The organism is Terrabacter sp. P2_E3 (assembly GCF_056403915.1).
On sequence record NZ_JBFUEN010000007.1, the window covers coordinates 101,259 to 126,397 of the forward strand.

General features: G+C 72.7%; 22 protein-coding genes and 1 tRNA gene. 13 read left to right on the forward strand and 10 right to left on the reverse strand.

Going from position 1 to position 25,139, the window contains the following annotated elements; all coding sequences use genetic code 11:
- Positions 1-120: 120 nt before the first annotated feature.
- Positions 121-372, reverse strand: a complete 252-nt coding sequence (locus AC1DW8_RS10660; protein WP_056780519.1) for a cell division protein CrgA — start codon at positions 370-372, stop codon at positions 121-123.
- 402 nt (positions 373-774) lie between these two features.
- Between AC1DW8_RS10660 and AC1DW8_RS10665 the strand changes: the two genes are divergently transcribed.
- Genes AC1DW8_RS10665 through AC1DW8_RS10675 form a run of 3 tightly spaced genes read left to right on the forward strand, consistent with a single transcriptional unit; the run spans position 775 to position 3,149 of the window.
- Positions 775-1,581, forward strand: a complete 807-nt coding sequence (locus tag AC1DW8_RS10665; RefSeq protein ID WP_478093851.1) for a helix-turn-helix transcriptional regulator — start codon at positions 775-777, stop codon at positions 1,579-1,581.
- A 52-nt stretch (positions 1,582-1,633) separates the two neighbouring features.
- Positions 1,634-2,479 carry a DUF881 domain-containing protein gene (locus AC1DW8_RS10670; protein WP_478093853.1) on the forward strand — a complete coding sequence of 282 codons (846 nt, stop codon included), beginning with the start codon at positions 1,634-1,636 and terminating at the stop codon, positions 2,477-2,479.
- A 31-nt stretch (positions 2,480-2,510) separates the two neighbouring features.
- Complete coding sequence (locus tag AC1DW8_RS10675; RefSeq protein ID WP_478093855.1) at positions 2,511-3,149, forward strand: aminodeoxychorismate/anthranilate synthase component II; 639 nt, start codon at positions 2,511-2,513, stop codon at positions 3,147-3,149.
- 90 nt (positions 3,150-3,239) lie between these two features.
- Here AC1DW8_RS10675 and pknB read toward each other — a convergent pair whose 3' ends face one another.
- The 7 genes from pknB to AC1DW8_RS10710 all read right to left on the reverse strand — a co-directional run bounded on the left by pknB (position 3,240) and on the right by AC1DW8_RS10710 (position 12,227).
- On the reverse strand, positions 3,240-5,090 hold the full coding sequence (gene pknB / locus AC1DW8_RS10680; protein WP_478093857.1) for a Stk1 family PASTA domain-containing Ser/Thr kinase: 1,851 nt from the start codon (positions 5,088-5,090) through the stop codon (positions 3,240-3,242).
- A gap of 88 nt (positions 5,091-5,178) precedes the next feature.
- Entirely contained in the window at positions 5,179-6,531 is a 1,353-nt protein-coding gene (locus AC1DW8_RS10685; RefSeq protein ID WP_478093859.1) for a serine/threonine-protein kinase, read from the reverse strand.
- A complete protein-coding gene (locus AC1DW8_RS10690; protein ID WP_056823443.1) occupies positions 6,528-7,988 on the reverse strand; it encodes a peptidoglycan D,D-transpeptidase FtsI family protein in 1,461 nt (486 codons plus the stop codon). The genes AC1DW8_RS10685 and AC1DW8_RS10690 overlap by 4 nt, the downstream gene beginning before the upstream one ends.
- Positions 7,985-9,328: an FtsW/RodA/SpoVE family cell cycle protein gene (locus AC1DW8_RS10695; protein WP_056823957.1), complete on the reverse strand. Its 1,344-nt coding sequence runs from the start codon at positions 9,326-9,328 to the stop codon at positions 7,985-7,987. The genes AC1DW8_RS10690 and AC1DW8_RS10695 overlap by 4 nt, the downstream gene beginning before the upstream one ends.
- 50 nt (positions 9,329-9,378) lie before the next feature.
- Complete coding sequence (locus tag AC1DW8_RS10700) at positions 9,379-10,815, reverse strand: PP2C family protein-serine/threonine phosphatase (RefSeq protein ID WP_056780544.1); 1,437 nt, start codon at positions 10,813-10,815, stop codon at positions 9,379-9,381.
- A 4-nt stretch (positions 10,816-10,819) separates the two neighbouring features.
- Positions 10,820-11,392, reverse strand: a complete 573-nt coding sequence (locus AC1DW8_RS10705) for an FHA domain-containing protein FhaB/FipA (RefSeq protein WP_056780547.1) — start codon at positions 11,390-11,392, stop codon at positions 10,820-10,822.
- A gap of 49 nt (positions 11,393-11,441) precedes the next feature.
- Positions 11,442-12,227: an FhaA domain-containing protein gene (locus AC1DW8_RS10710; RefSeq protein WP_056823447.1), complete on the reverse strand. Its 786-nt coding sequence runs from the start codon at positions 12,225-12,227 to the stop codon at positions 11,442-11,444.
- 222 nt (positions 12,228-12,449) lie between these two features.
- Between AC1DW8_RS10710 and AC1DW8_RS10715 the strand changes: the two genes are divergently transcribed.
- The 6 genes from AC1DW8_RS10715 (at position 12,450) to AC1DW8_RS10740 (ending at position 18,002) form a co-directional block, all read left to right on the forward strand.
- Positions 12,450-14,045 carry a MinD/ParA family ATP-binding protein gene (locus AC1DW8_RS10715; RefSeq protein ID WP_478093863.1) on the forward strand — a complete coding sequence of 532 codons (1,596 nt, stop codon included), beginning with the start codon at positions 12,450-12,452 and terminating at the stop codon, positions 14,043-14,045.
- A 31-nt stretch (positions 14,046-14,076) separates the two neighbouring features.
- The gene (locus AC1DW8_RS10720) at positions 14,077-14,901 is read left to right on the forward strand and encodes an NAD-dependent epimerase/dehydratase family protein (protein ID WP_478093865.1); all 825 of its coding nucleotides are present in this window, start codon (positions 14,077-14,079) and stop codon (positions 14,899-14,901) included.
- 206 nt (positions 14,902-15,107) lie between these two features.
- Positions 15,108-15,190: transfer RNA gene (locus AC1DW8_RS10725), tRNA-Leu, on the forward strand.
- A gap of 322 nt (positions 15,191-15,512) precedes the next feature.
- Positions 15,513-15,932, forward strand: a complete 420-nt coding sequence (locus tag AC1DW8_RS10730; RefSeq protein ID WP_478093867.1) for a hypothetical protein — start codon at positions 15,513-15,515, stop codon at positions 15,930-15,932.
- Between the two features lie 333 nt (positions 15,933-16,265).
- Positions 16,266-17,267 carry a serine/threonine-protein kinase gene (locus tag AC1DW8_RS10735; RefSeq protein WP_082620043.1) on the forward strand — a complete coding sequence of 334 codons (1,002 nt, stop codon included), beginning with the start codon at positions 16,266-16,268 and terminating at the stop codon, positions 17,265-17,267.
- Between the two features lie 84 nt (positions 17,268-17,351).
- Entirely contained in the window at positions 17,352-18,002 is a 651-nt protein-coding gene (locus AC1DW8_RS10740; RefSeq protein ID WP_056823459.1) for an LON peptidase substrate-binding domain-containing protein, read from the forward strand.
- A gap of 239 nt (positions 18,003-18,241) precedes the next feature.
- Here the strand turns inward: AC1DW8_RS10740 and AC1DW8_RS10745 are convergent, their stop codons facing one another.
- Positions 18,242-18,949 (reverse strand): M50 family metallopeptidase, encoded by a 708-nt coding sequence (locus AC1DW8_RS10745; protein WP_056780563.1) that lies wholly within the window; start codon positions 18,947-18,949, stop codon positions 18,242-18,244.
- 141 nt (positions 18,950-19,090) lie between these two features.
- Here AC1DW8_RS10745 and AC1DW8_RS10750 point away from each other — a divergent pair, with 141 nt between their 5' ends.
- The gene (locus tag AC1DW8_RS10750; RefSeq protein ID WP_056823461.1) at positions 19,091-19,936 is read left to right on the forward strand and encodes a zinc metalloprotease; all 846 of its coding nucleotides are present in this window, start codon (positions 19,091-19,093) and stop codon (positions 19,934-19,936) included.
- Between the two features lie 56 nt (positions 19,937-19,992).
- Here AC1DW8_RS10750 and AC1DW8_RS10755 read toward each other — a convergent pair whose 3' ends face one another.
- Entirely contained in the window at positions 19,993-20,928 is a 936-nt protein-coding gene (locus AC1DW8_RS10755; RefSeq protein WP_478093871.1) for a 2-dehydropantoate 2-reductase, read from the reverse strand.
- A 109-nt stretch (positions 20,929-21,037) separates the two neighbouring features.
- Here AC1DW8_RS10755 and AC1DW8_RS10760 point away from each other — a divergent pair, with 109 nt between their 5' ends.
- From AC1DW8_RS10760 to AC1DW8_RS10770, 3 genes are read left to right on the forward strand one after another with little or no spacing between them, the layout of a single operon-like run.
- Entirely contained in the window at positions 21,038-23,677 is a 2,640-nt protein-coding gene (locus tag AC1DW8_RS10760) for a molybdopterin-dependent oxidoreductase (RefSeq protein WP_478093873.1), read from the forward strand.
- Positions 23,674-24,612, forward strand: a complete 939-nt coding sequence (locus AC1DW8_RS10765) for an FAD binding domain-containing protein (RefSeq protein WP_478093875.1) — start codon at positions 23,674-23,676, stop codon at positions 24,610-24,612. The genes AC1DW8_RS10760 and AC1DW8_RS10765 overlap by 4 nt, the downstream gene beginning before the upstream one ends.
- The gene (locus AC1DW8_RS10770; RefSeq protein WP_478093877.1) at positions 24,609-25,103 is read left to right on the forward strand and encodes a metallophosphoesterase family protein; all 495 of its coding nucleotides are present in this window, start codon (positions 24,609-24,611) and stop codon (positions 25,101-25,103) included. The genes AC1DW8_RS10765 and AC1DW8_RS10770 overlap by 4 nt, the downstream gene beginning before the upstream one ends.
- Positions 25,104-25,139: the final 36 nt, after the last annotated feature.

The window sequence follows — 25,139 nt, forward strand, 5'->3', positions numbered from 1 at the left end:
GCGCCGGCTGTCCACWGGTGTGGACAGCCGGCGCCCAGTGGGGTGTGTGCAAAAGGGCCGCTCCGTCGTGATGACAGGAGCGGCCCTCAGGATGCGGGTCGGTGCGGGGTTTCGGTGGGCTCAGCGCCACCGCATCGTCATGATGAAGCCGCCCATGAGCAGGACGAAGCCGATGCCGAGGTTCCAGACCCCGATGGACCCGATGGGGTACTTGTACTCGGTCACGTAGTAGACGACGATCCACAGCAGCCCGAGGACGAGCAGCGTGATGAAGACGGGCGCCCACCAGGTGGGGTTGGGCTCGGCGGCCTTGCTCGTGCGGGGCGGGGTGTATGCCGCCGCCTTGTGGTCGCGGCCTTTGGACTCGGGCACTGCGTTCTCCTTGCTCTGAGTTGAGGCAAGGGTAACCAATGACGCGCTCGGCGTCCCCGTGCAGGCGTGCCGGCACGGTGATCGGGGCGATGCCCTCGGACGGACCGGTCGGTCCGGTTGCCCCCTGCGCTCGGCGGTGCCCCTCGAGAAGGTCTCGAGGGGCACCCCGACGGGTGGCTCGGCTGTCGACGGCGAGCGGGCGGATGCGCCCCCTGTCTGCGCCCCGCCCGCTGCCGATCCACACCCGGTGACCGGGTCGAGGATGACAGGCGCAGGCCCGCGTGTCGCGTCTGCGCTTCCTCCGTTGCACGAACCTGCAGGACGGGGTGCGTCCATCGAGTTGACCTGAGACCGGAACCGGGCATGCTGGCAGTCACGGACAGCAGATCAGGGGACGATGCGATGACCAGCCCGATGTCGGGTTCCGGGCCGAGCAGGGACGACGCACAGCTGCGAGCGCCCTCGCTGGCCGCGGCCGCCGTCGAGCTCTCGTCCGTCGTCAACGGGCTCGCCGTCACCAGTCTTGACGGGGGCAGGACCCCCGGCTTCCGCCGGCTCGGGGTCGGCGCCGAGCAGATCGAGCGCAACCTGGCGACCGCGGTCGAGCCGCTGACCCGCCGCTCGGTCTGGTCGATCCAGCCGATCATGAACTTCGACCCGGTCGACGGCAGCCGCACGACGAACGCGCGCTCGATCGAGCGCGGCCTCACGCTGCTCACGATCACGACGGAGCGCACCCTGCGGCTCAACCCGCTGCTGTCGTCCGAGAAGCCCGACGTCCGGGTCGGGCCCGCGCAGTTCCAGTGCATCATCGCCGACGAGGCCACGACGGTCGTGGCCGGACCGCTCAGCGAGGACGGCTTCCCCACCGCGTGGCTCGCCACCCGGTCCGACGTCGTCGACCGGGTCCTCTCGCTCTGGCACGAGACCCTGGCCCGATCGAGGCCCGCCGTCCCCGAGGGGACGAGCCCGCCGTTCACCCCGCGGCAGTGCCTCGTCGCCCGGCGCCTCGTCGTGGGCACCAAGGACGCCGCGATCGCCCGCGAGCTCGGGGTCTCGCTGCGCACCGTCGCGGCCGAGATCTCCCACCTCGTCACCCAGCTCGGCGCGCCCAACCGCGCCGCGGCGACGCTCGCCCTCCGCGGAGGCACCCAGACCAGCGAGCTCTCCCCCTACGCGCCCTACCTCCGGTCGGTCCACGAGCCGTGACGAGGCACAATGGAGGCGGCGCGGAGGGTCCGCGCGAGCGAGGACACGAGTCATGACGGACGCCGAGCAGCCTGAGCCGCCCGTGCACGCCGAGCAGCCCGAACCGGCGACGGTCGACGACGCCATCGACGCCGGCGACGCCAACGACGTGGAAGCGTCCCCCGCGCCCTCCCGCCGCCGACCCCGTCTGACGTGGGGGCTGGTCGTCCCGGTGGTCATGGCCTCCGCCGGCGTGATGTTCGCGATGAGCTTCCAGACCGCGCAGGGCCGAGACCTCCGCGCCGACCGCGACCTGCCCCAGCTGATCATGGAGGGTGACTCGCGCGTCGCGGAGAAGGCGAGCGTCCTCGACGGGCTCCAGAAGGAGGTCGAGGCGCTCTCGAAGACGAACGCCCCCACCGACGAGCACCTCTCGAGCCTGACCCGCGCTGCCGACGAGCTCGCCGCCCCCGCCGCGACGACGAAGGTCCGGGGCGCCGCCCTCGAGGTGACCCTCGACGACGCGAAGCGCACCGCCGACTCCCTGCCCGACGGCTTCACCGCCGACGACATCGTCGTGCACCAGCAGGACGTCCAGGCCGTCGTCAACGCGCTCTGGACCTCGGGCGCCGAGGCGATGATGATCCAGGACCAGCGGGTCATCTCGACGAGCGCCGTCCGCTGCGTCGGCAACACCCTCATCCTCCAGGGCCGCGTCTACGCCCCGCCCTACCGGATCACCGCCATCGGCGACATCGACCGCATGCAGCAGGGCCTCGACGCCGACGCCTCCGTCAACATCTACAAGCAGTACGTCGACGCCGTCGGTCTCGGCTACGCCCTGCACACCCACAACTCGATCGAGTTCCCGGCATACTCGGGCTCGGTCGACTTCCAGTACGCGTCACCGATCCGCTGAGCGCGCCCCACCACCCCTCTGAGGCCCCCGCATGACCAGCCCCACCCGCATCCTCGTCGTCGACAACTACGACAGCTTCGTCTACACGATCGTCGGCTACCTCGAGCAGCTCGGCGCCGAGTGCACCGTCGTGCGCAACGACGCGGTGCCGGCGACCGACGCCGCGGCCTACGACGGCGTGCTCGTCTCGCCCGGCCCGGGCACTCCCGAGGACGCCGGGGTGTCGATGGACATCATCCGTGAGTGCGCCCGCATCGGGAAGCCGATGTTCGGCGTGTGCCTCGGGCACCAGGCGCTCGGCGTCGTCGCCGGTGCGGTCGTCGGGCGGGCGCCGGAGCTGCTCCACGGCAAGACCTCGCTCGTGCACCACGACGGCACCGGCGTCCTCGAGGGCCTGCCGAGCCCCTTCACCGCGACCCGCTACCACTCGCTGACCATCGACCCGGCGACCCTGCCTGGCGAGCTCGTCGCCACCGGCAGCACCGACTCGGGCCTCGTGATGGCGGTGCGCCACCGCGACCTGCCGCTGCACGGGGTGCAGTTCCATCCCGAGAGCGTCCTGACCGAGGGCGGCCACCGGATGCTCGCGAACTTCCTCGCGCTGTGCGGTGACACCGCTGCCGTGCAGCGCTCGGCGGGGCTCAGCCCCCTCGTGACCGCCGCCGTCTGACGCGACGGTCGACACGGCATACGCCAGCACGCACGACGAAGGGCCCCTCCCGGTCGGGAGGGGCCCTGTGCCGTATGCCGGGTGCTGACCCTAGGGGGTCGGCGGCGGGGTCGTGGTCCCCGGGCTGGTCGTCGTCGTGCTGGGCGGCGGGGGCGTCACCGTGACGGTCGCCGTCTGGTTCGGGGTGCGCGCGACCTTGACGGTGATCTGGGTGCCGAGCTTGACGACGTCGCCGGCCCGGTCGACCGAGAGCACCTCGTCGGGGTTCTTGTCGGAGTCGACGGTCTGCTTGACCGGGCTGAGGCCGGCGTTCTGCAGCGCGACGGCGGCGAGGGCCCAGTCCTGGCCGACGAGGTTGTCGGGCACCTTGACGTTGCCGGTGGCGTAGAAGATCTTGATCTTCGAGCCCTTGGCGACGACGGCCTGGGCGGCCGGTTCGGTCTTCGTCACCTTGTTCTTAGCCTGGTCCGGGGTGTTCTCCTCCTGGAAGCCCGACACGACGAAGCCCTGCTTCTCCAGCTCGGTGCGTGCGTCGTCCTTGTTGAAGCCGGTGACGTCGGGCACGGTGAGGTTGTCGGGACCGGTCGACACGAGGTACTTGACGACCGACTGCTCCGCGATCCTCGTCCCCGGCTTGGGGTCCTGGCTGATGACGTCACCCTCGGTGACCGTCGTGCTCGCTGCCGGGGACTTCTCACCGCGGAGACCGTTCGTCGCCAGGGTGCGCGCCGCGACGTCCTCCTGCATGCCCTCGATCGTCGGCACGGCGACGAGCGTCACGCTCGGCGTCTGGTTGCCGAACCACTTCACGCCGCCCCAGCCGACGAGGGCGAGGAGGGCGATGACGAGCCCGGTGATGAGCACCGCCTTGCCCGTGCCGCCCTTCCGGTCGTCCTGCTCCAGCTCGTCGTGGCCGACGGCGGGCAGGCCCGCGGTGTTCGCGTAGCGCTCGCTCCGGGAGGTGACGGGGGCCTGCACGGCGGTCGGGGTCCCCGGTGCGGCATACGCCTGCGGGAGGGTCTGGGTTGCGGCAGCCCCGACGGCGGCTGCGGTGCCGAGCGCCGCGGCGCTGATCTGCCGGCCGAGCCGGACGTTCTCGAGGTCGTCGCGGAAGGCCGTGGCGTCCTGGTAGCGGGCCTCGCGGTCCTTGGCGAGGGCGTGCAGCGTCACGGCGTCGAGGTCACCGGCGACGGCGTCGTTGAAGACGCTCGGCGGCTGCGGCAGCTCACCGACGTGCTGGTAGGCGATGGCGACGGGCGAGTCACCGGTGAAGGGCGGCCGGCCGGCGAGCAGCTCGAACAGGAGGCACCCGGTCGAGTAGAGGTCGGACCGCTCGTCGACCGTCTGGCCCTGGGCCTGCTCGGGCGAGAGGTACTGCGCGGTGCCGACGACCGACTGGGTCTGGGTCATCGTCGCGGCCGTGTCGGCGATCGCCCGGGCGATGCCGAAGTCCATGACCTTGACGTGGCCACCGGTCGTGATCATGACGTTGGCCGGCTTGATGTCGCGGTGGACGATGCCCATCCGGTGGCTGTAGGCCAGGGCGTCGAGGATGCCCTCGGTGACGCGGATCGCCTCGGCCGGCTGGAGCTGCTGCTGGTCGGTCAGCTTCTGGCGCAGCGTCTCGCCGTCGACGTACTCCATGACGATGTAGGGCAGGGTCGTCCGCGTGCCGTTGGGGCCCTCGACGACGCTGTCGTCCTCGCCCGAGTCGAAGATCGCGACGATCGCCGGGTGGTTGAGCCCGGCTGCCGACTGCGCCTCGCGCCGGAAACGCATGAGGAAGTTCGCGTCGCGGGCGAGGTCCGAGCGCAGCATCTTGATCGCGACCTGACGACCGAGCCGCGTGTCATGGCCCAGGTGGACGTCGGCCATGCCGCCCCGACCGATGAGCTCGCCGACCTCGTAGCGTCCGCCGAGGACACGGGGTGCGGTGCTCACGTCGTTGGCCTCTGCTCGTTCGGGTGCTGGGTCATCCTGGTCCACTCGTCGGGCGCCTGGATCGCGCTGCTCGGGCTGGTCGGTCATGTCACTTGCCCTTGCCCTTTCCCTTGCCCTTGCCGGCATGGGCGGGCTGCGGCTTGGTGCTCGTCTGCTTCGTGGCGGCGGTGGCCTTCGTCGCCGAGCGGGTCGGTGCAGCCGTCGTGGTCGCCCGGGAGGCGCTCGCGGTCGGAGTCGGAGTCGGAGCCGCGGACGTGGCCGGGGTGGTGGTCGGGGTGGTGGTCGCGGGGGACGTCGGCCGGGCGGCCGGGCTCCCGGCGGCGCCGTTCATGACGCTGCCCAGCGCGAAGGCGCCCCACGCCACGAGGGCGACGGCCGGGACGGCCAGCCAGGCCCAGCGACGTCCCGCAGAAGGCTCCGTGGCGGTCTCCGACGGGCGCGCGAACGGACCGCGACGCTCGGCGCCGACGAGCTCCCGTGCGGCAGAGACGAGTCCGGCCGCAGAGGCACCGGCGCGGCTGGCTCCCGCAGCCGGTGTGCCGGCCAGCGCGCGGGTCGGGTCGGCCGCGGGGATGACGGTCGTGGAGTCGGCTGCCAGCGGAGGTGGCGTGACCCCGGGCAGGGACCCGAGCGGCACCCCGGCGGCCTCCGCCACCGCTCGCGCGTCGGCCGGGCGGTCGGACGCGGACTTCGCGAGACACGCGTCGACGACCTCCCGCAGGTCCAGGGGCACCGTCGAGGGCAGCTCGGGCGGCGCGTCGTTGACCTGCGCGATCGCGGTCGCCACGGGCGTGCCCATGTCGAAGGGCTTGCGGCCGGTGATCATCTCGTGCGCCACGACGCCGAGGGAGTAGATGTCGCTCGAGGCCGTCGCCGGCTCGCCGAGGGCCTGCTCCGGGCTGATGTAGTCGGGAGTGCCCAGCACCTCACCGGTCAGGGTGTGCCCCGACCCGTCACCGACCCGGGCGATCCCGAAGTCGGTGAGCTTGGCCTGCCCCTCGGGCGTGACGATGATGTTGGCGGGCTTGACGTCGCGGTGCACGACGCCGGCCTCGTGGGCCGCCGACAGGGCCAGGGCGGCCTGGCCGAGCAGCGAGCGCACCTCCTCGGCCGGCATACCGCCGTCTCTCTCGCGGATGATCTCGCCGAGCGTGCGTCCCGGCACGAGCTCCATGACGAGGTAGGCCGTGCCGTCCTCCTCGCCGTAGTCGAAGACGGACGCGATGTTGGGGTGGTGGAGCGAGGCGCTGCCCCTGGCCTCGTCGCGGAAGCGCTCGAGGAACGCGTCGTCCTCGGGGCCCTGCGGGCGCATGACCTTGACGGCGACGGGACGCCGGAGCACCTCGTCGATGGCCTCCCAGACGGTGCCCATGCCGCCCGAGGCGATGGCCGTGCCGAGGGTGTAGCGACCGCCGAGGGTCGCGCCGGTGGAGAGGGTCATCGGCCCAGCACCGCCTCCATGACCTGGCGGGCGATCGGGGCGGCGACGCGGCCACCGCCGATCTCGCTGCCCGTGACGCCGCCGTCCTCGACGACGACGGCGACGGCGATCTTGGCGTCGGTGGCCGGTGCGAACGAGATGAACCACGCGTGCGGGGGCTTGCCCGGGTCGTGCTGCGCGGTGCCGGTCTTGCCCGCGACCTCGACGCCGTCGATCTGCGCCCGCGCGCCGCTGCCGTGGTCGACGACGGAGACCATCATCTTGGTCAGGGTCGAGGCGGTCTGCTCGGACGTCGCCTGCGACAGCTCCACCGGGTCGGGCGTCGACTCGATGATGTCGAGGTTGGCGCTGCGCACGGAGTCGATGAGGTAGGGCGTCATGACCCGGCCCTGGTTGGCGATGCCGGCCGCGACCATGGCCATCTGGAGCGGCGTGGTGCGCACGTCGTACTGCCCGATCGCGGCCTGGGCGGCCTGCGGGGCGTTGAGGTCGGCCGGGACCGAGCTCACCGAGACGCGCATCGGGATCTGGAGGGCGTCACCGAAGCCGAACTTCGCGGCCTGGGCGCGGATCTTCTCGCCACCGAGCTCGAGTCCCAGGGAGCCGAACGTCGTGTTGCACGAGATCTCGAGCGCGTGGATGAGCGTCGTCTTGTCGCCCGGCCCGCAGGGGCGGCCGTCCTCGTTGGGCAGGTTGGTGCTCGTCAGCGGCAGGTCGAGCTCGGCGGGGCCGGGCACGGAGGAGTTCTCGTCACTGACGACGCCGTTCTCGAGTGCGGCGGCCGCCGTGATGACCTTGAAGGTCGACCCGGGCGGGTAGACGCCGTTGATGGTGCGGTTGAGGTAGGACTTGTCCTTGTCGTTGGACAGCGTCTGCCAGGCCTTGGAGGCCTTGGTGAGGTCGTGGCTCGAGAGCGGGTTGGGGTCGTAGGACGGGTGGCTCACCATCGCGAGGATCGCCCCGGTCTTCGGGTCGAGGGCCACGACGGCGCCCTTGTTGTCGCCGAGGGCCTTGTCGGCCGCAGCCTGTGCCTTGGGGTCGATCGTCAGCTCGATCGTGGCGCCGGACGTCTTGCGACCCGTGATGAGGTCGGTGACGCGCCGCACGAAGAGGGTGTCGGCATCGCCCGACAGCAGGTCGTCGGAGGCGTGCTCGAGACCGTAGGGGGCGCCTACGGCATACGAGTAGAAGCCGGTCATCTGGGCGTACAGCTCGTCCTGGGGGTAGGTGCGCAGGAAGCGGTACTGGTCCTGGACGGGCACCGACTTCGCGACGGCCTGGCCGCCGACGATGATCGACCCGCGCTCGCGGGAGTAGCTGTCGAGCAGGGTGCGCTTGTTGGACGCCATCCCGTTGAGCGTCTTCGCCTGCGTGAACTGCACCATCGTCGCCGCGACGAGGAGGGCGGTGAAGAGCGCGGCGATGACCACGGACAGGCGGCGGATGGGGGTGTTCACGTCAGCCTCACCACCTGGGTCACCTCGGCCGGGGCCGGCTCGTCGGCGGCGACACCCACGGGGATCTCGGGCATCGGCCTTCGGGCCTGGTCGGAGATGCGCAGCAGCAGCGCCATGATCACCCAGTTCGCGAGCAGGGACGAGCCACCGAGCGACATGAAGGGCGTCGTGAGGCCGGTCAGCGGGATGACCCGCGTGACGCCGCCGATGACGATGAAGAGCTGGAAGGCGACGGAGAACGACAGGCCGATGGCGAGCAGCTTGCCGAAGCCGTCACGCACGCCGAGGGCGGTGCGGATGCCGCGCTCGCAGAAGATGAGGTAGAGCACGATGATCGCGACGGACCCGAAGAGGCCGAGCTCCTCCCCGAGGCTCGGGAAGATGAAGTCGCTCTCGGCGAAGGACGTCAGGTAGGGCCGACCCGCGCCGAGCCCGGTGCCGGTGAGACCGCCGGAGGCCATGCCCCACAGGCCGTTGGCCAGCTGGTTGGACCGCTCGAGGTTGTCCGGCGAGAAGGGGTCGAGCCACAGGTCGACGCGCTTCTGGAAGTGCGTGAAGGCCGACAGGGCGAAGGCGACGGCCGCGGCGAAGAGCAGCAGGCCGATGGCGATCCACGAGACGCGCTCGGTGGCGACGTAGAGCATCGCGACGAAGAGACCGAAGAAGAGCAGCGCCGAGCCGAGGTCCTTCTGGAAGACGAGGACGAGCAGCGCGAGCACCCACGCGACGAGGATCGGGCCCAGGTCGCGCCCGCGCGGGAAGGTGAAGCCGAGGACCTTCTTGCCGGCGAGGGAGAGCACGTCACGGGTCTGCACGAGGTAGCCGGCGAAGAAGATCGCGAGGGCGATCTTGGCGAACTCCCCCGGCTGGAAGTTGAGCGGGCCGATCGAGATCCAGATCTGGGAGCCGTTGATCGTGCGGCCGATGCCGGGGACGAGCGGCAGCAGGAGCAGCACGAAGCCGACGGCCATCGTCACGTAGGTGTAGCGGCGGAGCAGGCGGTGGTCGCGCAGCACGAAGAGGACGGCCACGGCGAGGGCCACGGCGAGCGTCGTCCAGATGATCTGGCGATAGGCGTCACCGTCGGTGCCGAGCTTGCCGCGGGCGAGGTCGAGGCGGTGGATCATGACGAGCCCGAGCCCGTTGAGCACGGTCGTGATCGGCAGGAGCACCGGGTCGGCGTAGGCCGCCTTCCAGCGCAGCACGAGGTGGACGGCAAGCACGAGCGCGGTGAAGCCGCCGGCGATCGGGATGATGTTGGCCGGCACCGTGCCGTTGCGGTTGAGGTCGGTCGTGACCCAGGCGAGCAGCACGATGCCGATCGCGAGGATCAGGAGCATCAGCTCGGCGCCGCGGCGCGTCCGCGGGGTCAGGGGCTCGACGGTCGTCGTCACGCGAGGCTCCCCAGGGGTGCCACGAGGCGGACGGCGGGCGCGGCCACGGCCGGCGGCGTCGTGATCGACGGGTTCGGGCGCGACGTCGACGGCCGCGGGATCGGCAGCGTCGTGCTCGGGCTCGGCGTCGTCGGGGGTGTCGTGGGCACCGGCGTCGGTGTCGGCGACGTGCCGCACGGCGTGCCGGTGGCGGCGAGGCGCTGGCAGCGCTCCGCCTCGCCGCGCAACGCAGCGACCTTGACGAGTGCGTCGGCGAGGTCGCGCGCGGGGATCGTGTTGCCGACCGAGGCCTGGACGTCGCTCGGCAGGTCGGAGACGAGGACGTCGGACGGCGACTCGACGTGGGAGAGGCTGATCGGTCCGAGGTCCTGGGAGACGCCGCGGAAGATCGCGACGTGCGCTCCGTCGGTCGCGACGTAGTACTGCTTCTGCGACCAGGCCCAGGCGGCATACCCGCCGCCGACGAGGATCGCAGCGACGACGATGACGCCGATGGTGCGCAGCACGATCTTGGACCGGCGCGAGCGCGTGTGGTCCTCGGCGAGCTCGAGCGAGTCGTCGTCGGGCTCGGCGCGGCCCGTGGCCTCGCGCGACAGGGCGGCGGCCTTCTCGGCAGGGCTCGTCGGGATCGCACGGGTGCGGCCCCGCATCCGCTTGCCGGCGGCGCCGACGACCTGGGGCACGGTGGTGGGCAGGTCGTCACCGTCGGCGTCGACGACCTCGGCGACGATGACCGTGACGTTGTCGCGGGTGCTGGCCTTGAGGGCGACCTCGATGCACCGGTCGGCGGCCTCGTCGGGCGTGCGCGCCTCACGGAGGATCTCCTCGATGACGTCGGCGCCGACGAAGTCGGACAGGCCGTCGGAGCAGAGCAGGAAGCGGTCGCCGATCTTGGCCTCGCGCAGCGAGGTGTCGGGCTCGTCGTCGGGCTGGCCGGTCATGACCCGGGTCACGACCGAGCGCTGCGGGTGGTGGCCGGCGTCCTCCTTGGAGATGCGGCCCTCGTCGATGAGCTGCTGGACGAAGGAGTGGTCCTTCGTGATCTGCGAGAACGTGTCGCCGCGGAGCATGAACGCCCGCGAGTCGCCGATGTGCGCCATGGCGAGCTTGTTGCCGGTGCGCAGCATGACGATGGTCGTGCTGCCCATGCCGGCGAGGTCGGCGTTCTCCCGCATCGCCTTGGTGAGCTTGGCGTTCGCCGCGTGGAGGGCCTCCTCCAGGAGCGGGATCGCCTGGTCGGCGGTCACGTCCTCCTCGTCGAGCGGGGCGAGCTCGCCGACGATCATCGAGCTGGCGACGTCGCCTGCGGCGTGGCCGCCCATGCCGTCGGCGAGCACGAGCAGGTTGGGCCCGGCATACCCCGAGTCCTCGTTGCGGGACTTGGGTCCCAGGCCGAGGTCGGAGCGCGCGGCATAGCGCAGAGCGATGGCCATCCGGTCAGCCTCGCAGTTCGAGGACGGTCTTGCCGATCCGCAGGGTGGTGCCGATCTCGACGGGTCGCGCCCCGGTCAGCCGGTCACGTCCGATGAAGGTGCCGTTCGTCGAGCCGAGGTCCTCGACGACCCAGCCGTCGCGGCCCGACGGGTCGGGATGGATGCGGCAGTGGCGGCCCGAGGCGTAGTCGTCGTCGAGGACGAGGGCGCACTCGGGGTTGCGCCCGATGAGGATGCCGCCGCTGCGCAGGGGCAGCGACGTCCCGGTCAGGGGGCCCTCGGTGACGACGAGCGTCGTCGGGTTGCCCTTGCCGCGGCGACCCTTGCGAGCGGGCGCCTCGGGGGTGACGGCGGCGGCACCCGCCGCGCCGGCACCGACGGCCGCCGGGGAAGGCGTACGTCTCGGGGCCGCCTTGCGGTCCTGCTTCGCGGCCTGCTTGAGCGCCTTGCGCTGCCCGCGACGGCTCACCGCCGTGCCGTAGATGTCGGTGCGCAGCACGCCGACGACGCTGAAGATGAAGATCCACAGCAGCGCGAGCAGACCCAGCCGCAGCAGGGTCAGGGTGAGTTCACTCATGCGTCACCAGATGTCATCAGCGGAGGGCCGTCCAAGGGGGTCATCGCGCTCACCGGCGTCCGGCGCGGAAGGTCGCGGACGTGCGGCCGATCGTCAGGCGGTCGCCGTCCTGGAGCCGCTGGCTCGAGACGCGCTCGCCGTTGACGAAGGTGCCGTTGGTGGAGTTGAGGTCGCGGATCGAGGTCACGAGGTGCGGGCCGTCGGTCGTCACGCGGATCTCGCTGTGGCGGCGGGACACCCCGGGGTCGTCGATGACGATGTCGGCGGTCTCGTCGCGGCCGAGCGTCGTCAGGCTGCCGAGGAGGGGGTAGCGGTCGCCGCCGATGTCGAGCCACGGACGGGCGGACGGGTTGGAGCGGGGTGCCGGGCGGTGGACCGGGGCCTCGTCGATGGCCGTGCCGTTGGTGGTCTGCGGCCGCGGTGCGGCCGGGGCCGGCTCGCGGGCGGCGGACTCGCGCCCGGCCTGCTTGGCGGTGGCCGGGCGCACGCGGAAGACACCGGTCTCGAGCCCCTCGCCCTCGACGAGCGCGACCTCGAGGGGGCCGCCGGGCTGGTAGCCCTGCGAGTCGGCGTGCTCCTGCGCCGCGGCGACGAGGTCGTCGGACAGGTCGTCCTCATAGTCGCCGAGCCGCTCGTAGTCGGTCTGGCTCAGCTCGATCGTGTAGAGGTTGGGCACCATGGCCCGGCCGTGGCCGAGCAGCGCCGCCCGGTCGTCCATGGCGCGGCGGATCGCCGAGGCGATCTCGACGGGCTGCACCTCGGACTTGAACGCCTTGGCGAAGGCACCGTGGACAGCCTTGGCGAGACCGTGCTCGACACGGTTGATGATTCCCACGCCGTCTCCTCCTCCTTGGTGAGCGCTCCTGTCGGGCGCTTCATCGTAACCGGGTCAGCACCCCGAGCCTCCAACCGACAGTCGGCGCGGGGTGCCGCGAAACGTCCGTTTCGCCCCCGTGAGCCCCGGTCGGCGGGTTTGATGTGCGACGGAAGCATGGGACGATCACCCGGGGTCCCGCGGCGGGTTCCCGCACGTGGTTAGGCCAGCAAGGAGCGCTCGATGAGCAAGGACGAGACCGGAAACACCGAGAGCCAGGGCATCCCCGGCTTCTCGGCGAACAACTCCATCCCGGGTGGTTTCGCCCTTCCCATCCCGACGGCGACCGCCGGCGCGGCCCAGCCCGACGAGGCGCCGGCCGACCCGTGGAGCTCGACGTGGGAGGACACCTCCTGGCAGTCCGGCGACACCGGTGCCATCCCGACCGTCGCCGCCGGCGACGCAGCATCGGCCTCCGACGACTGGCCCGCCTCCTATGAGTACGGCGGCGAGAGCGCCGCCGGCGACGCCCACGAGCTCAACGGCCACGCCCAGAACGGCTCGACCCAGGGCGCCTCGGACACGTCCGGCGCCTCCGGCGCGACGAACTCGTGGACCGACTGGCAGCCCTCCGACCCCGGTACCGCCGAGTGGCCGGCCGCGAGCAGCGACGAGCCCGAGGAGACGTACACCGGGTGGACCCCCGCGGGGGCGAGCCTCGCGGACTACGCGGCGGGCACCGTGCCCGGTCCCGCGGCCGCGGCGTCCACCGACCACTCCGCGGCGCAGCAGGCGTATGCCGCCCGGCCGGCCGTCGACCCCGACGTGGCCGCCGCGGCTGCCGAGCTCGGCCACGACGTCGAGTCCCCTGCGGAGCCGTCCTACGACCTGACCCCCGCGGCGCGCACCGGCAACTCCGACCGCCCGAGCGCCGAGGACCTCATCACGGCCCGGTCGAAGGGTGAGCGCCAGAAGGTCAAGGCCAACTCCGGCCTGCGCAAGGCGTTCGGCCTCGGCCCGAGCGTCAAGGAGATGCTCGAGCGCGACCGCATCGACCGGATCGCCCGCCCGCTCAACGGCCGCAAGACGATCATGGTCATCAACACCAAGGGCGGCGGCGGCAAGACCCTCGTCACGCTGATGCTCGCGAGCTACCTCGGCCGCTACCGCTCGGGCTCGGTGCTCGCGTGGGACAACAACGAGACCGAGGGCACCCTCGGCATGCGCGCACCGTCGCAGAGCCACCACCGCACGGTCGTCGACCTGCTCGGTGCCCTGCCGACGATCGCCAACGACCCCAACGCCGGCACGTCCGAGCTCGAGCACTGGGTGCGCGAGCAGCGGGGCCTGAGCTTCGACGTGCTGGCCTCGGCCGACGACGACGAGGCGATGCGCATCATCGGTGAGTCGGAGTTCGAGAACCTCCACACGCAGCTCTCACGCTTCTACCGGATGATCGTCGTCGACACCGGCAACAACCGTCTGTCGCCGAACTGGCTCGCGGCCGCAGCCCGCGCCGACATGCTCGTCTTCGCGACGTCGCTCAAGGACGACACGTCGGTCGTCGCGGCCAAGAACCTCGACGCGCTCGTCGCGATGGGCCGGGGCGACCTCGTGCGCAACGCCGTCTGCGTCATCTCGCACACGTCGGCCAAGGGCAACGACGTCGGCGCCGGCGTGCACACCCGCGAGCACTTCGAGCAGTGGGTGCGCGCGGTCGTCGACATCCCCTACGACCCGATGCTCGCACCGGGCCTGCACCTCGACCCGCTGAAGATCAGCCCCAAGACGCACCAGTCGTGCATGGAGATGGCTGCCGTCGTCGTCGACGGCCTCTGACGCTTGTCGCCCGGTCGGGGAGGCTGCTGACGTGGCCCTCATCGCGCTGACCGGAGCCGCCGGGCGCATCGCGACGGCGCTGCGCCCGCGACTGCGCGCGGCCGGCCACCGGCTCGTCCTCTGCGACGGCCTCGGGGTCGTCGTCCGCGACGTCGACACCGCGACCGAGCGAGCCGTGGAGTGCGACCTGCGCGACGTCGACGGCCACGCGGCGGCGTTCGCCGGCGCCGACCTCGTCGTGCACCTCGGCGCACACTCCGACGAGCGGTCCTGGGCCGAGATCCTCGCCGTCAACATCGACGGCACGCACGCCGTGTGCGAGGCGGCGCAGCGGGCGGGGGTGACGAGGCTGCTCCTCGCGAGCTCGGTGCACGCGGCCGGCTACGTGCCGGTGGACTCGCCGGGTGCCGCCGAGGGCATGCCGCTCCCCGCGCCCGACACGTACTACGGCGTCAGCAAGGCGGCGCTCGAGGCGCTCGGTGGGTTGTATGCCGGCCGCTTCGCGATGACGGTCGTCAGCGCCCGGATCATGACCTTCGACGACGCGCCGGGCGGCCCGCGCTCGCTCCAGTCGTGGCTTTCCCCCGACGACATGGCGCGGCTCGTGCTCGCGACGCTGACGACGTCGGCCGGTGGTCACCACGTCGTGTGGGGCGTCTCGCGCAACACGCGGCGCCGGGTCGACCTGGCGCCCGGACTCGCGATCGGCTTCGACCCGCAGGACGACGCGGAGGCGTATGCCGCGGGCGTCGAGCAGCGCGACCCGAGCCGTCCGCCCGGGGTGCTCGGCGGCGGGTTCGCCACGCCCGACTACCGGCTGGGCGAGCCGCACGGCGGCGCCCGGTCCCGCTCCTGAGCAGCACGCGCGCTTTGGTGTGCGTGATGGTCCTGCCTCCGGTGGCGTGATCACCCCACCGGACGCAGCACCATCACGCCTTCCATCGGCCGTCGCACGACCGTCCTCGACGGTCTGGAAGGGACGTTCGCGGAGCAGGTGGCCGGCTGAGCGTGGGCCCGGTTTGGCGATAGCGGGCCTCATACAGCACACTGTCTGCTTGTCACGCGCGAGTGGCGGAATGGCAGACGCGCTGGCTTCAGGTGCCAGTGTCCGAAAGGGCGTGGGGGTTCAAATCCCCCCTCGCGCACGCGTGAAGACGAGGGCCCCGACCTATGTGGTCGGGGCCCTTCGTGCTGTCTGGGGGCCCTCGTCTTCACGCGTATGGAGCAGGCGGATTTGGGAGGAGCCGGAGCGAAGCGGAGGCGACGGTTCCCCCCTCGCGCCGAGATCTACCACAACACCAGACGAATTCGGTATCTGACCGCCCCATCGAGCGTCTGCCTGTCACCCAGCTCGATCAGCTCCGGTCACGGCCCGACGGAATCCTCGAAGGCCCGGCGCCCCCGGGAGCGATCGCGGTCCATGGCGCGGCCGTGCGGGGTCGACTCTCCACGTGAAAGGAGCGCCACATGTCCAGTCAGTCCTCCACCAGCACTCGACTCGGTCGTCGCTCAGCCGCTGCGCTCGGCACCTCCGCTATCGTCTGTCTGGCCGTCGCCGGGCCGGTCCTCGCCTCCGAGCGACCCGATCCGGTCTCCGGTTCGCAGCCCTCGTCCGTGTCGACGAGCTGCGGCTACGTCGGTGGCGGGTCCGTCGTGTCCTGCACCGACGCGTCGTCTGCATCCTCTGCGTCCTCCGCTTCCGGCGCGGGATCGGCGAACTCCGCCGAGCAGGGCACATCCGCCGTCGTCGCACCCGTGTCGCGCCGGATCGTCCTGCCCACGCCCCAGCCGTCCGACCTGCCCGTGGTCGGTCTCGGCGTCGCCGCAGCGGTCGTCGTCGCGGGTGGCCTCCTCATCGCCTCGACGAACCGGCGCCGTCCCGCCTGACCCCGCGTGGCACCGCCTGGTCGCCCCGCCTGATCGCCTCGCTCGACCCGTCGTCCCATGGACCCACCCAGGCCACGTCGACGACCGACCCGGCCCGGCGGCATACGCCATCGTGTGCCGCCGGGCATCGGCGTACGCGCCACAAAAACGGGTGTTCGAGGCGCTGACCCGAGGGGTATGTAGGCGGGAGCCGTGCCCGGGGGCACGGTTCAGCAGAGACCAAACCCGTGAATGTTCAATCATCGCCGGGTCCCGTACCATGACCGCTGACGAAGGCCCCTGAGATGTCAACTGACGTGCACCTTCAGACCGAAAGGCCCCGGTGCCACTGACATGAACCGCCTGCAGGAAGGGTTCGTGCTCGGCGACCGCTACCACCTGGTGAGCCGCATCGCCTCCGGTGGCATGGCCGACGTCTGGGCCGGCACCGACTCGGTGCTGCGGCGCGAGGTCGCGGTCAAGGTCATGCGTCCCGACGCCGACCACGAGCGGCTCTTCGCGCTCCGCTTCCGCGACGAGGCTGTCCACTCCGCGGCGCTGCTGCACACGAACATCGCGACGGTCTTCGACTACGGCGAGGACCAGGGTCTCGCCTTTCTCGTCATGGAGCTCGTCTCCGGTGAGCCGCTCTCGGCCGTGCTCAACCAGCGCGGCCCGCTGCCTCCAGCCGAGGTCCGCTCGATCATGGGCCAGGCCGCGCTCGCGCTCGGCGTCGCCCACGAGGCCCGCGTCGTGCACCGCGACATCAAGCCGGCCAACATCATGGTCCGCGAGGACGGCCTCGTGAAGCTCACCGACTTCGGCATCGCGCGCGCCCTCGACGCGTCCGGGCACACCCAGCACGGCGAGATGCTCGGCACGCCCAACTACATCAGCCCCGAGCAGGCCCTCGGCCACGCGGCCACGGGCGCGAGCGACCTCTACGCCCTCGGCGTCGTCGGCCACGAGATGCTCGTGGGCAAGCGCCCCTTCGACCGCGGCACCCCCATCGCCACGGCCCTGAGCCACGTCAACGAGCCGCCCCCGCCGCTGCCCGACGACGTCCCCGAGGACCTGCGCGACCTCATCGCCGAGTGTCTCGAGAAGGACCCCGAGAAGCGTCCGGCCAACGCCGCCGCCGTGGCGGTCCGCCTCGGCCTCGGCGACCAAGAGCTGCGCGGTCTGGCCCTGGGTCTCGCGACGGCCATCAACGGTTCGCCCGCCGAGATGCTCGACGAGGTGGAGGAGCTCCACGGCGAGGTCCGCGACCCGGGACAGCGCACCGGCTCGGGCCCGGCCGTGACCGCCGACCAGCTCGGCGCCACCCAGGCCATGCCGTCCGGAGTCCGCGACTGAGCGTCGGGACCGAGCGCCCCACCGGGCACCCAGGGCTCGACAGCCCACCTGCCACGGTCGCCGTTCCGACCTAGTCTGGCTTCCATGGCGACCCTGCCGCTCTTCCCACTCGGCACCGTGCTCATGCCCGGTGCGCGGATGCCGCTGCAGATCTTCGAACCGCGCTACGTCCAGCTGCTCAAGGACCTGCTCGACGGCCAGGACGAGCGTCTGCCCGTCTTCGGGGTCATCGCGATCCGCGAGGGCTTCGAGGTCGGTGACGACGGTGTGCGCGCCCTGCACCCCGTCGGCTGCGGTGCCCTGCTGGTCCAAGCGGCAGCCCTGGAGGGCGAGCGCTTCCTCGCCGTCTCGGAGGGCACCGACCGCTTCCGCCTCGACGCGATCGACGAGTCCGCCGGCACCCCGTACACCACGGCCCGCATCACGTGGCTGCCCGAGCCCGACGGTGACGTCCCGGCCATCACCGTCCTCGCGGCGCGGCTGCGCGCCGAGCTCACCGCCTTCGCTGCGGCCACCGGAGCCGAGCCGGAGCTCCCCACCGAGGACCGGTCCCTGGCGTATGCCGTGCCGGACACCGTGAGCCTCGACGTGGCCGACCGCCAGCGCCTCCTCGCGAGCAGCGACACGGAGTCCCGCCTGCGCCTCGGCATCCGGCTCGTCCGGCGCGAGCGGGAGTTCGCCTCCGCGCTGGGCGCGGTGGGCCGGGCGCCGATCCCGCCCTTCAGCCTGAACTGACGCGAACTGAACTGACGCGAACCGACGCGACGCGCCGCAGCGCGACGACGCGTTCGAGGGCGGCCCAGCCCGACGGCATACCTGGGTCCCCCTGTATATGCCGCCGGGCCGCTGCCGCGGTCATCCATGCACCGGATGCGGCGTGCCCCCGAGGTGGTTCGGGTGGCTCCCCCTGGCCCCACCCGAGCACCGCTTACCCATTTCTCGGTGCGTCGATCGTCGGTGCCGCCGTCCACCGCTCAGCGCAGGGTGGCGACGACCTCGGCGGTGACGACCCACGTCGCGAGAGCGCACATGACGACGAACGAGACGTTCCAGACGGAACGGGGCAGGTGGGTCAGTGAGGCGAGGACCCCGGGGTCGCTGCCGCTGCTCCGGTCCTGGAGCACGGCCACGAGGTGGCGCCACGCGCCGATGACGAGGACGACGCCGAGTCCGACGAGGACCTGGGTCTGGAGCGCGTCGTCGCGCCACCACCACAGCGCCGCCGAGCCGGCGATGGCGACGGCCATGACGACGACGGTGAGCGCCGAGCGGACCCGGACGAGGGCGAAGAGCAGGACGGCCAAGCCGGCCGTGACGACCGGGGCCGCCCAGCCGCGCTCGGCCGCCCACACCATCGCGGCGCCGAGCAGCGCCGGCATCGGGTAGCCGGCCCACGTCGACGCGACGCGACCGGCGCCGCGCACGGGGCCCCGGGTCACGGCGTGGCCGGACATGTCGCCCCGGAGGACGAAGCCGGTGAACTGGCGGCCGACGAGCACCCCGACGACGGCGTGACCGAGCTCGTGCACGAGGGTGACGGCGAGCCGGACGACCCGCCAGAGGGGCTCGACGGCGACGAGCACGAGCGCGACGCCGAGGACGACGAGCAGGCGAGGCGCCGCCAGGGCGACGTCGCCCGTCGCCGGGACGACCCGCTCGCGCACTGCCTCGAACCACTCCACGGACGCAGAACCTAGCCGACGCCCATGTGGGCGCCCGAGGCAGCGTCCCGTTGGGTACGGGATGAGGAGTCGCGCGTGAGGCGCCGGCTAGCGAACGCTCTCGGGGCGACAGGACGGACGGTTCACGGCACCATGCAAGACATGCGTCAGGGGTCCCTCGTCCGCGCACCCGGTCGGCACCGAGCCACCGGCGCGAGCGCGTCCCGCGGCCGTCGGCCCGCGTGGCTCGGCGCCGTGGTCCTCACCGTCCTGGCCGTCGTGGTCCCGCTCTGGCTGTGGCAGGCCCGACCGTTCGACTCGCGGCACGGCTTCGGCGTCGACTCGCCGCCCGCGGGCATCGGCGCCGCCCAGGCCCCGCTCGGCGCCCCGCCGACGATGCCCGGCGGCACGGGCGGCTACACGTTCATGCGGATGCAGGCGAACGGCACGGACCCGGTGGCCTACGACCCCTGCCGGCCGATCCACTTCACGACGAGCACGGTCGGCCTGCCGCCGAGCGGCGACGCCCTCGTGCGCGAGGCCGTGGCGACGATGTCGGAGGCGAGCGGGCTGCGCTTCGTCGACGACGGCCTGACCGACGAGGCGCCGGCGCCCGAGCGCGACCCGTACCAGCCGGACCGCTACGGCGACCGCTGGGCGCCCGTCTACATCGCGTTCGCGACGCCCGACCAGATCCCGCGGCTCGCGGGCGGCACGGTCGGTCTCGGCGGGAGCACGCCGCGCGCGGCCGGCGACGGGGCCCTCGTCTACGTCACCGGCTCCGTCTGGCTCGATGCCAAGGCCATGGACGACCTGCTCGCGGCGGGTCGCCGGGACTCCGCGCGGGCCGTCGTCGAGCACGAGATCGGTCACGTCCTCGGGCTCAACCACGTCTCCGACGGGTCGCAGTTGATGTCGCTGACGGGCGGCGCCGGTGCCGGACCGGCCGACGGGGACCGGCGCGGGCTGGCGATCCTCGGCCGTGGGGTGTGCCGCCCCGACCTCTGACCGTCACGACCGCGCCGCGCCCGCCGAGGGCGTACGCCAGGGGCGGGGTCCCGGGGTCAGCCGAGCAGCGCTCCCGGGTGGCGTGACGTGAGCACCTCGAGGAGCAGCCGGTGCAGCGGGACGTCGACACCCGACTCGCCGGCGAGGCGCACGACGGCGCCCGTCCACGCGTCGAGCTCGGACGGCCTGCCCTCGAGCAGGTCGCGCTGGAGCGAGGTCGTCGCGTCGGCCGGCTGGTCGTCGACGAACGCCATCGTGCCCGCGACGACGCGCTCGGGCAGGCGTATGCCGCGGGCCCGGGCCAGCGTCTCCACCTCCCGCATCGCGTCCTGCAGGAGCGCGCGACGGGGCGGCTGCGAGCGGAGCTCGCCGATGGTCGCGTCGAGGGCGGCACCGAGGCCACCGAAGGGCACGACGAAGAGCATCTTGGACCACAGCTCGGCCCAGATGTCGTCGGGTACGGGCGAGACGGCGCCGGACGCCGTGACGGCCTCGCGCAGCCGCGTGACCCGGTCGGAGGCGGCGCCGGGAGCGGCCGACCACTCGTCGAAGGCCAGCGAGGCCGGACCGCCGGCGTGCGTGATGCGGCCGGGGCCGTCGATGAACGCGAAGATCTTGGCGATGCCGGGCAGCACGGCGGCGCGTCCGACGACGCCGGCGACCTGGTCGGGCGCCTCGACGCCGTTCTGGGTCGTGACGACGGCGGTGTCGGGGCCGACGAGGGAGGGCAGCGACGCGAGGACCGGTGGGAGCTGCCACGTCTTGACGGCGAGCAGGACCACGTCGACCACCCCGATCGAGGCCACGTCGTCGGTGACCTGTGCCGGCTCGACGGTGACGTCGCCGGCGACGCTCGTCACGACGAGGCCGTGGTCGCGGATGGCCTCGAGATGGGCACCGCGCGCGACGAACGTGACGTCGTGCCCGGACGCCGCGAGCCGCCCGCCGAAGTAGCCGCCGATCCCGCCCGTGCCCAGCACCGCGATGCGCATGACCGCACCCTCCTCGTCGCCCGGATCGGCTCGTCGGGGCCGTGCATCGGCCCCGAGCACGAGCCCTCGACACCATCATCGCGCCCGGGCCGGTCCCGGAGGTAGCGTCGTGGCGCACCGTCTCGTCGAGACGCAGCCGCAGGAGGCCCTCATGGAGCTCACCACCACGGTCAACGACGAGGCGCGGGTGCTCGACGTCGACGGCACGGAGTCGGCCGTGGACGTCGTGCGCGACGGCCTCGGGCTGACCGGCACCAAGCTCGTCTGCGGGAGCGGGGTTTGCGGTGCGTGCACGATGCTCGTCGACGGCGAACCGGTGCTCGGCTGCCTCACCCCTGCCACCCGGCTGCGCGACGCGAGCGTCACGACCGTCGAGGGCCTCGCCGACGGCGACGACCTCCACCCCGTGCAACGCGCCTTCGCCCACCACGACGGGCTCCAGTGCGGCTACTGCACACCGGGGTTCGTCGTCGACGCCGTCGCCTTCCACGACCGGTGGCGGGCCGAGCACGGTGCCGACGAGCCGGACGGCCCGAGCCGCGAGGTCATCGCCGAGGCGCTCGCCGGACACCTGTGCCGGTGCGGCTCCTACGAGGGCATCTACCGCGCCGTCGCGGCCGCGTGCCGCGGCGAACACGACGGCGGGGTCGGTGACGTGGAGCGCGTCGACGCCCCGGCCAAGGTCACCGGCGCGGCGGTCTACACGACCGACGTCGTCCTGCCCGGCATGCTGCACGCCGCGATCCGGCGCTCCGACGTGGCAGCCGGGACCGTCGGCCCGATCCGCTTCCCCGACGGCGTCGTCGGCCTCGACGTCCTCGGCGACGACCGACGCGTGCGCTGGGCCGGGCAGCCGATCGCCGTCGTCGCGGCGGAGTCCCTCGCCGAGGCGCGCCGGGTCGCGCGCGAGCTCGTCGTGCCCGTGACGGCCCACGACTTCGTGCTCGACCCCGAGGTGGCCGTGCGCCCGGGTGCCCCGCTCGTCTACCCGACCCGGGGCGAGCGCAAAGCCGCGCCGTCCGCCGGTGAGGGCGGGTCGATGCCGGCACCCTGGGACGGCAACCGCCACGGACCCTCGCGCAGCCCCTTCCTAGGCACCCTCGCCAAACGCCGCGTCGGCGCCGCGCGCGCCGCCGGGAGACGCGGCCTCGTCGAGCTGGAGTTCCACACCGCCGCCCAGCTGCACACGGCGTTCGAGCCGCACGCCTGCGTCGCCGACTGGACCGACCCACAGCATCTGCGGGTCTGGCTCAGCACCCAGGGCGTCGACCTCATGCGGCACGCCATCGCCGACCGCTTCGACCTCGACCCCGCGCAGGTGGAGGTCGTCGCCGAGCACGTCGGCGGGGGGTTCGGGGCCAAGCTCTCGCTCACGACGGAGGCCACGAGCGCGATCGCCTTGAGCCGCCTCGCGCGTCGACCGGTACGGCTCGTGCTCGACCGGCACGAGGAGCTGACCGGCACCGGCAACCGACCGGGGAGCCGGTCGCGCGTCTCGATGCTCGTCGACGACGACACGCAGGCCGTCAAGGCGCTCGTCGTCGACACCGACAGCCACGCGGGGGTCGCGATCGGCAACAGCGTGGCCGCCCTCTCGATGCTCCTCTACGAGCGCACCCCGCGCCTGGCCCGCGACGTCGACGTCGTGACGAACGCGCCTCCCGGAGCGCCGTTCCGGGGACCCGGCGGTCCGACGAGCGCCTGGTCGCTCGAGCAGACCGTCGACGAGGTCGCGCACCGCTTCGGCCGCGACCCGATCGGGCTGCGCGCCCAGTGGGACGGCAACCAGAAGCGGCAGGCGCTCTACCGCTGGGCCAGCGCGCTCCCGACGTGGGAGCGGCGACCCGCCATGGGCAGCCAGTCCGGGCGTTTCCGGCGCGGCGTCGGCGTGGCTGCCGGCAACTGGATCTACCTCGTCGACCCCGACTGCGAGGTCGTCGTGTCGGTCCAGGCCGGACACCTGGTCGCGTCGACGGCGGCGCAGGACATGGGGACCGGGAGCCGCACGGTCGTCGCGCGGGCGGTGGCCGGTGTCTTCGACGTCGACCCGTCCCACGTCGAGGTCCGGCTCGGCCGCTCCCACGGCGGCACGGCCCACGGCCCGGCGTCCGGGGGCAGCCGCACGACGGTGTCACTGTGGTCGACCGCCGTCGAGGCGGCCACCAGCCTCCGGGACCGGGTCGGCACCGACCTCGGCCGTGCCCCCGACGGCGCGTCGGCGACGGCGAAGCGCGGGGGCGACCGTGGTCTCCGAGCCGTCCCGATGACGATGAACGGCATCCAGATCGGCCGCGGCTTCTCGGCGGCGCTGCATGTCACCGAGGTCGAGGTCGACACCCGCACCGGGAAGACCCGCGTGCTCCGGGTCCACGGCGGCATCGCCGTCGGCCGCATCCACGCACCCGTCCTGGCCCGGAGCCAGTGCGAGGGATCGATCATCCAGGGCATCGGGCTCGCGCTCTACGAGAACCAGGTCCTCGACCCGCACACCGGCCTCACCCTGACCGCCAACCTCGAGGACTACCGCATCCCCCAGCTCGGCGACACCCCGGAGATCGACATCCACTTCCACGAGGAGGGCTGGGACCGCGTGCCCGGCGGTGGGGTCGGCCTCGGCGAGGTCGCCACCGTCAGCCCTGCGGCCTCCGTCGGGAACGCGATCTTCAACGCCACGGGCTGGCGACCGCTGACGCTCCCGGTGCGGCCCGACCGACTGCTCGAGGGACTCCGCACGGAGGTCACGCGATGAGCCTCACGATCCTCACGGCATACGACGAGCGGCCCGACGACACCGGCGATCTCGTCTACCGCGCCGGCGGCACCGACCTGCAGGAGCGGCTGCGCACGACGGGCGCCACGCCGCACGTCCTCGACCTGACGGGGGTCCCCGGCTTCGCCGCGGTCGAGCGCACCGACGCCGGCACGCGCCTCGGCGCCGGCGTCACGGTGGCCACCGTGGCCCGCGACCTCGCTGCCGACTACCCGGCGCTCGCGCTGACGGCGGCGGGCCTGGCCACGCCCCAGGTGCGTGCGGCCGCGACCATCGGTGGCAACCTGCTCCAGCGCACGCGCTGCTGGTACTTCCGGCACCCGCACACGTCGTGCTTCAAGTCGGGCGGCGTCGGCTGCCCCGCGCGCGACGGGCGCCACCTCTACGGCGTCGCCTTCGACACCGCCCCGTGCGTCCACCCGCACCCGTCGTCCCTCGCGATGGCCCTGCTGACGTATGCCGCCACCGTCGACACGACGCAGCGTGACGGTCTCGGGGTGGGCGACGTGCTCGGCGACGGGTCCGATCCCAGCCGTGACCACCTGCTCGCCGACGACGAGGTGCTGACCCGCGTCACGCTGCCACCTCCTGCTCCGGGCGAGCGGGCCGCCTACTTCCGGTCGATCAGCCGGTTCGAGGCCGAGTGGCCGCTCGTCGAGGCGGTGGTCCGCGTCGTGCGCGACGACGCCGGCACGGTCACGTCGTGCGGTGTCGCGATCGGTGGCGTGGCGCCGGTTCCCTTGCGGCTCAGCGCCGTCGAGGAGCTGCTGACCGGCTCGACACTCGACGACGACGTGCTCGCCGAGGCTGCGCACCTGGCCATCGAGGGCGCGAGCCCGCTCCCCGAGACGGGCTACAAGGTGCAGCTCGTCGAGGCCACGGTCCTCGAGGTGCTCGAGCGCGTGCGGTCGTGAGGGTCCTCGTCGTCAGCGACACGCACGCGCCACGCCACTGGAAGGCCTGCCCGCCGGCGCTGCTCCCGCACCTCGGGTCGGCCGACGCCATCCTGCACGCCGGCGACGTCTGCACCCCCGACGTCCTCGACCTGTTGGCGTCGTTCGCGCCGGTGCACGTCGTCATGGGCAACAACGACGTCCCGGAGGTCGCCGACTGGGGTGCCCCCGAGACGCTGGAGGTCGAGCTGGACGGGCTCCGCGTCGGGATGATCCACGACAGCGGGCAGCGCCAGGGGCGCACCGCCCGGATGCGCCGACGCTTCCCGACGGCCGACCTCGTCGTCTTCGGGCACTCGCACATCCCGCTCGACGAGACCGGCGACGGGGTCCGCATCCTCAACCCCGGGTCCCCGACCGACCGTCGGCGTCAGCCGGCCGGGACCTTCGCGTGGCTGGACGTGCGCGACGGAGCGCTCGTCGACGCCCGGTTCGAGCAGCTGCCGCGCTGAGCGCGCGACCGGCCCGACCGGCGCGCCCGAGGCTGG

Excerpts from the sequence above, each read along its gene's own strand:
- AC1DW8_RS10665 (WP_478093851.1), top strand. The coding sequence starts at position 775 with ATGACCAGCCCGATGTCGGGTTCCGGGCCGAGCAGGGACGACGCACAG.
- AC1DW8_RS10670 (WP_478093853.1), top strand. The coding sequence starts at position 1,634 with ATGACGGACGCCGAGCAGCCTGAGCCGCCCGTGCACGCCGAGCAGCCC.
- AC1DW8_RS10675 (WP_478093855.1), top strand. The coding sequence starts at position 2,511 with ATGACCAGCCCCACCCGCATCCTCGTCGTCGACAACTACGACAGCTTC.
- AC1DW8_RS10685 (WP_478093859.1), bottom strand. The coding sequence starts at position 6,531 with ATGACCCTCTCCACCGGCGCGACCCTCGGCGGTCGCTACACCCTCGGC.
- AC1DW8_RS10695 (WP_056823957.1), bottom strand. The coding sequence starts at position 9,328 with ATGCTCCTGATCCTCGCGATCGGCATCGTGCTGCTCGCCTGGGTCACG.
- AC1DW8_RS10700 (WP_056780544.1), bottom strand. The coding sequence starts at position 10,815 with ATGGCCATCGCTCTGCGCTATGCCGCGCGCTCCGACCTCGGCCTGGGA.
- AC1DW8_RS10705 (WP_056780547.1), bottom strand. The coding sequence starts at position 11,392 with ATGAGTGAACTCACCCTGACCCTGCTGCGGCTGGGTCTGCTCGCGCTG.
- AC1DW8_RS10715 (WP_478093863.1), top strand. The coding sequence starts at position 12,450 with ATGAGCAAGGACGAGACCGGAAACACCGAGAGCCAGGGCATCCCCGGC.
- AC1DW8_RS10730 (WP_478093867.1), top strand. The coding sequence starts at position 15,513 with ATGTCCAGTCAGTCCTCCACCAGCACTCGACTCGGTCGTCGCTCAGCC.
- AC1DW8_RS10735 (WP_082620043.1), top strand. The coding sequence starts at position 16,266 with ATGAACCGCCTGCAGGAAGGGTTCGTGCTCGGCGACCGCTACCACCTG.
- AC1DW8_RS10740 (WP_056823459.1), top strand. The coding sequence starts at position 17,352 with ATGGCGACCCTGCCGCTCTTCCCACTCGGCACCGTGCTCATGCCCGGT.
- AC1DW8_RS10750 (WP_056823461.1), top strand. The coding sequence starts at position 19,091 with ATGCGTCAGGGGTCCCTCGTCCGCGCACCCGGTCGGCACCGAGCCACC.
- AC1DW8_RS10755 (WP_478093871.1), bottom strand. The coding sequence starts at position 20,928 with ATGCGCATCGCGGTGCTGGGCACGGGCGGGATCGGCGGCTACTTCGGC.
- AC1DW8_RS10765 (WP_478093875.1), top strand. The coding sequence starts at position 23,674 with ATGAGCCTCACGATCCTCACGGCATACGACGAGCGGCCCGACGACACC.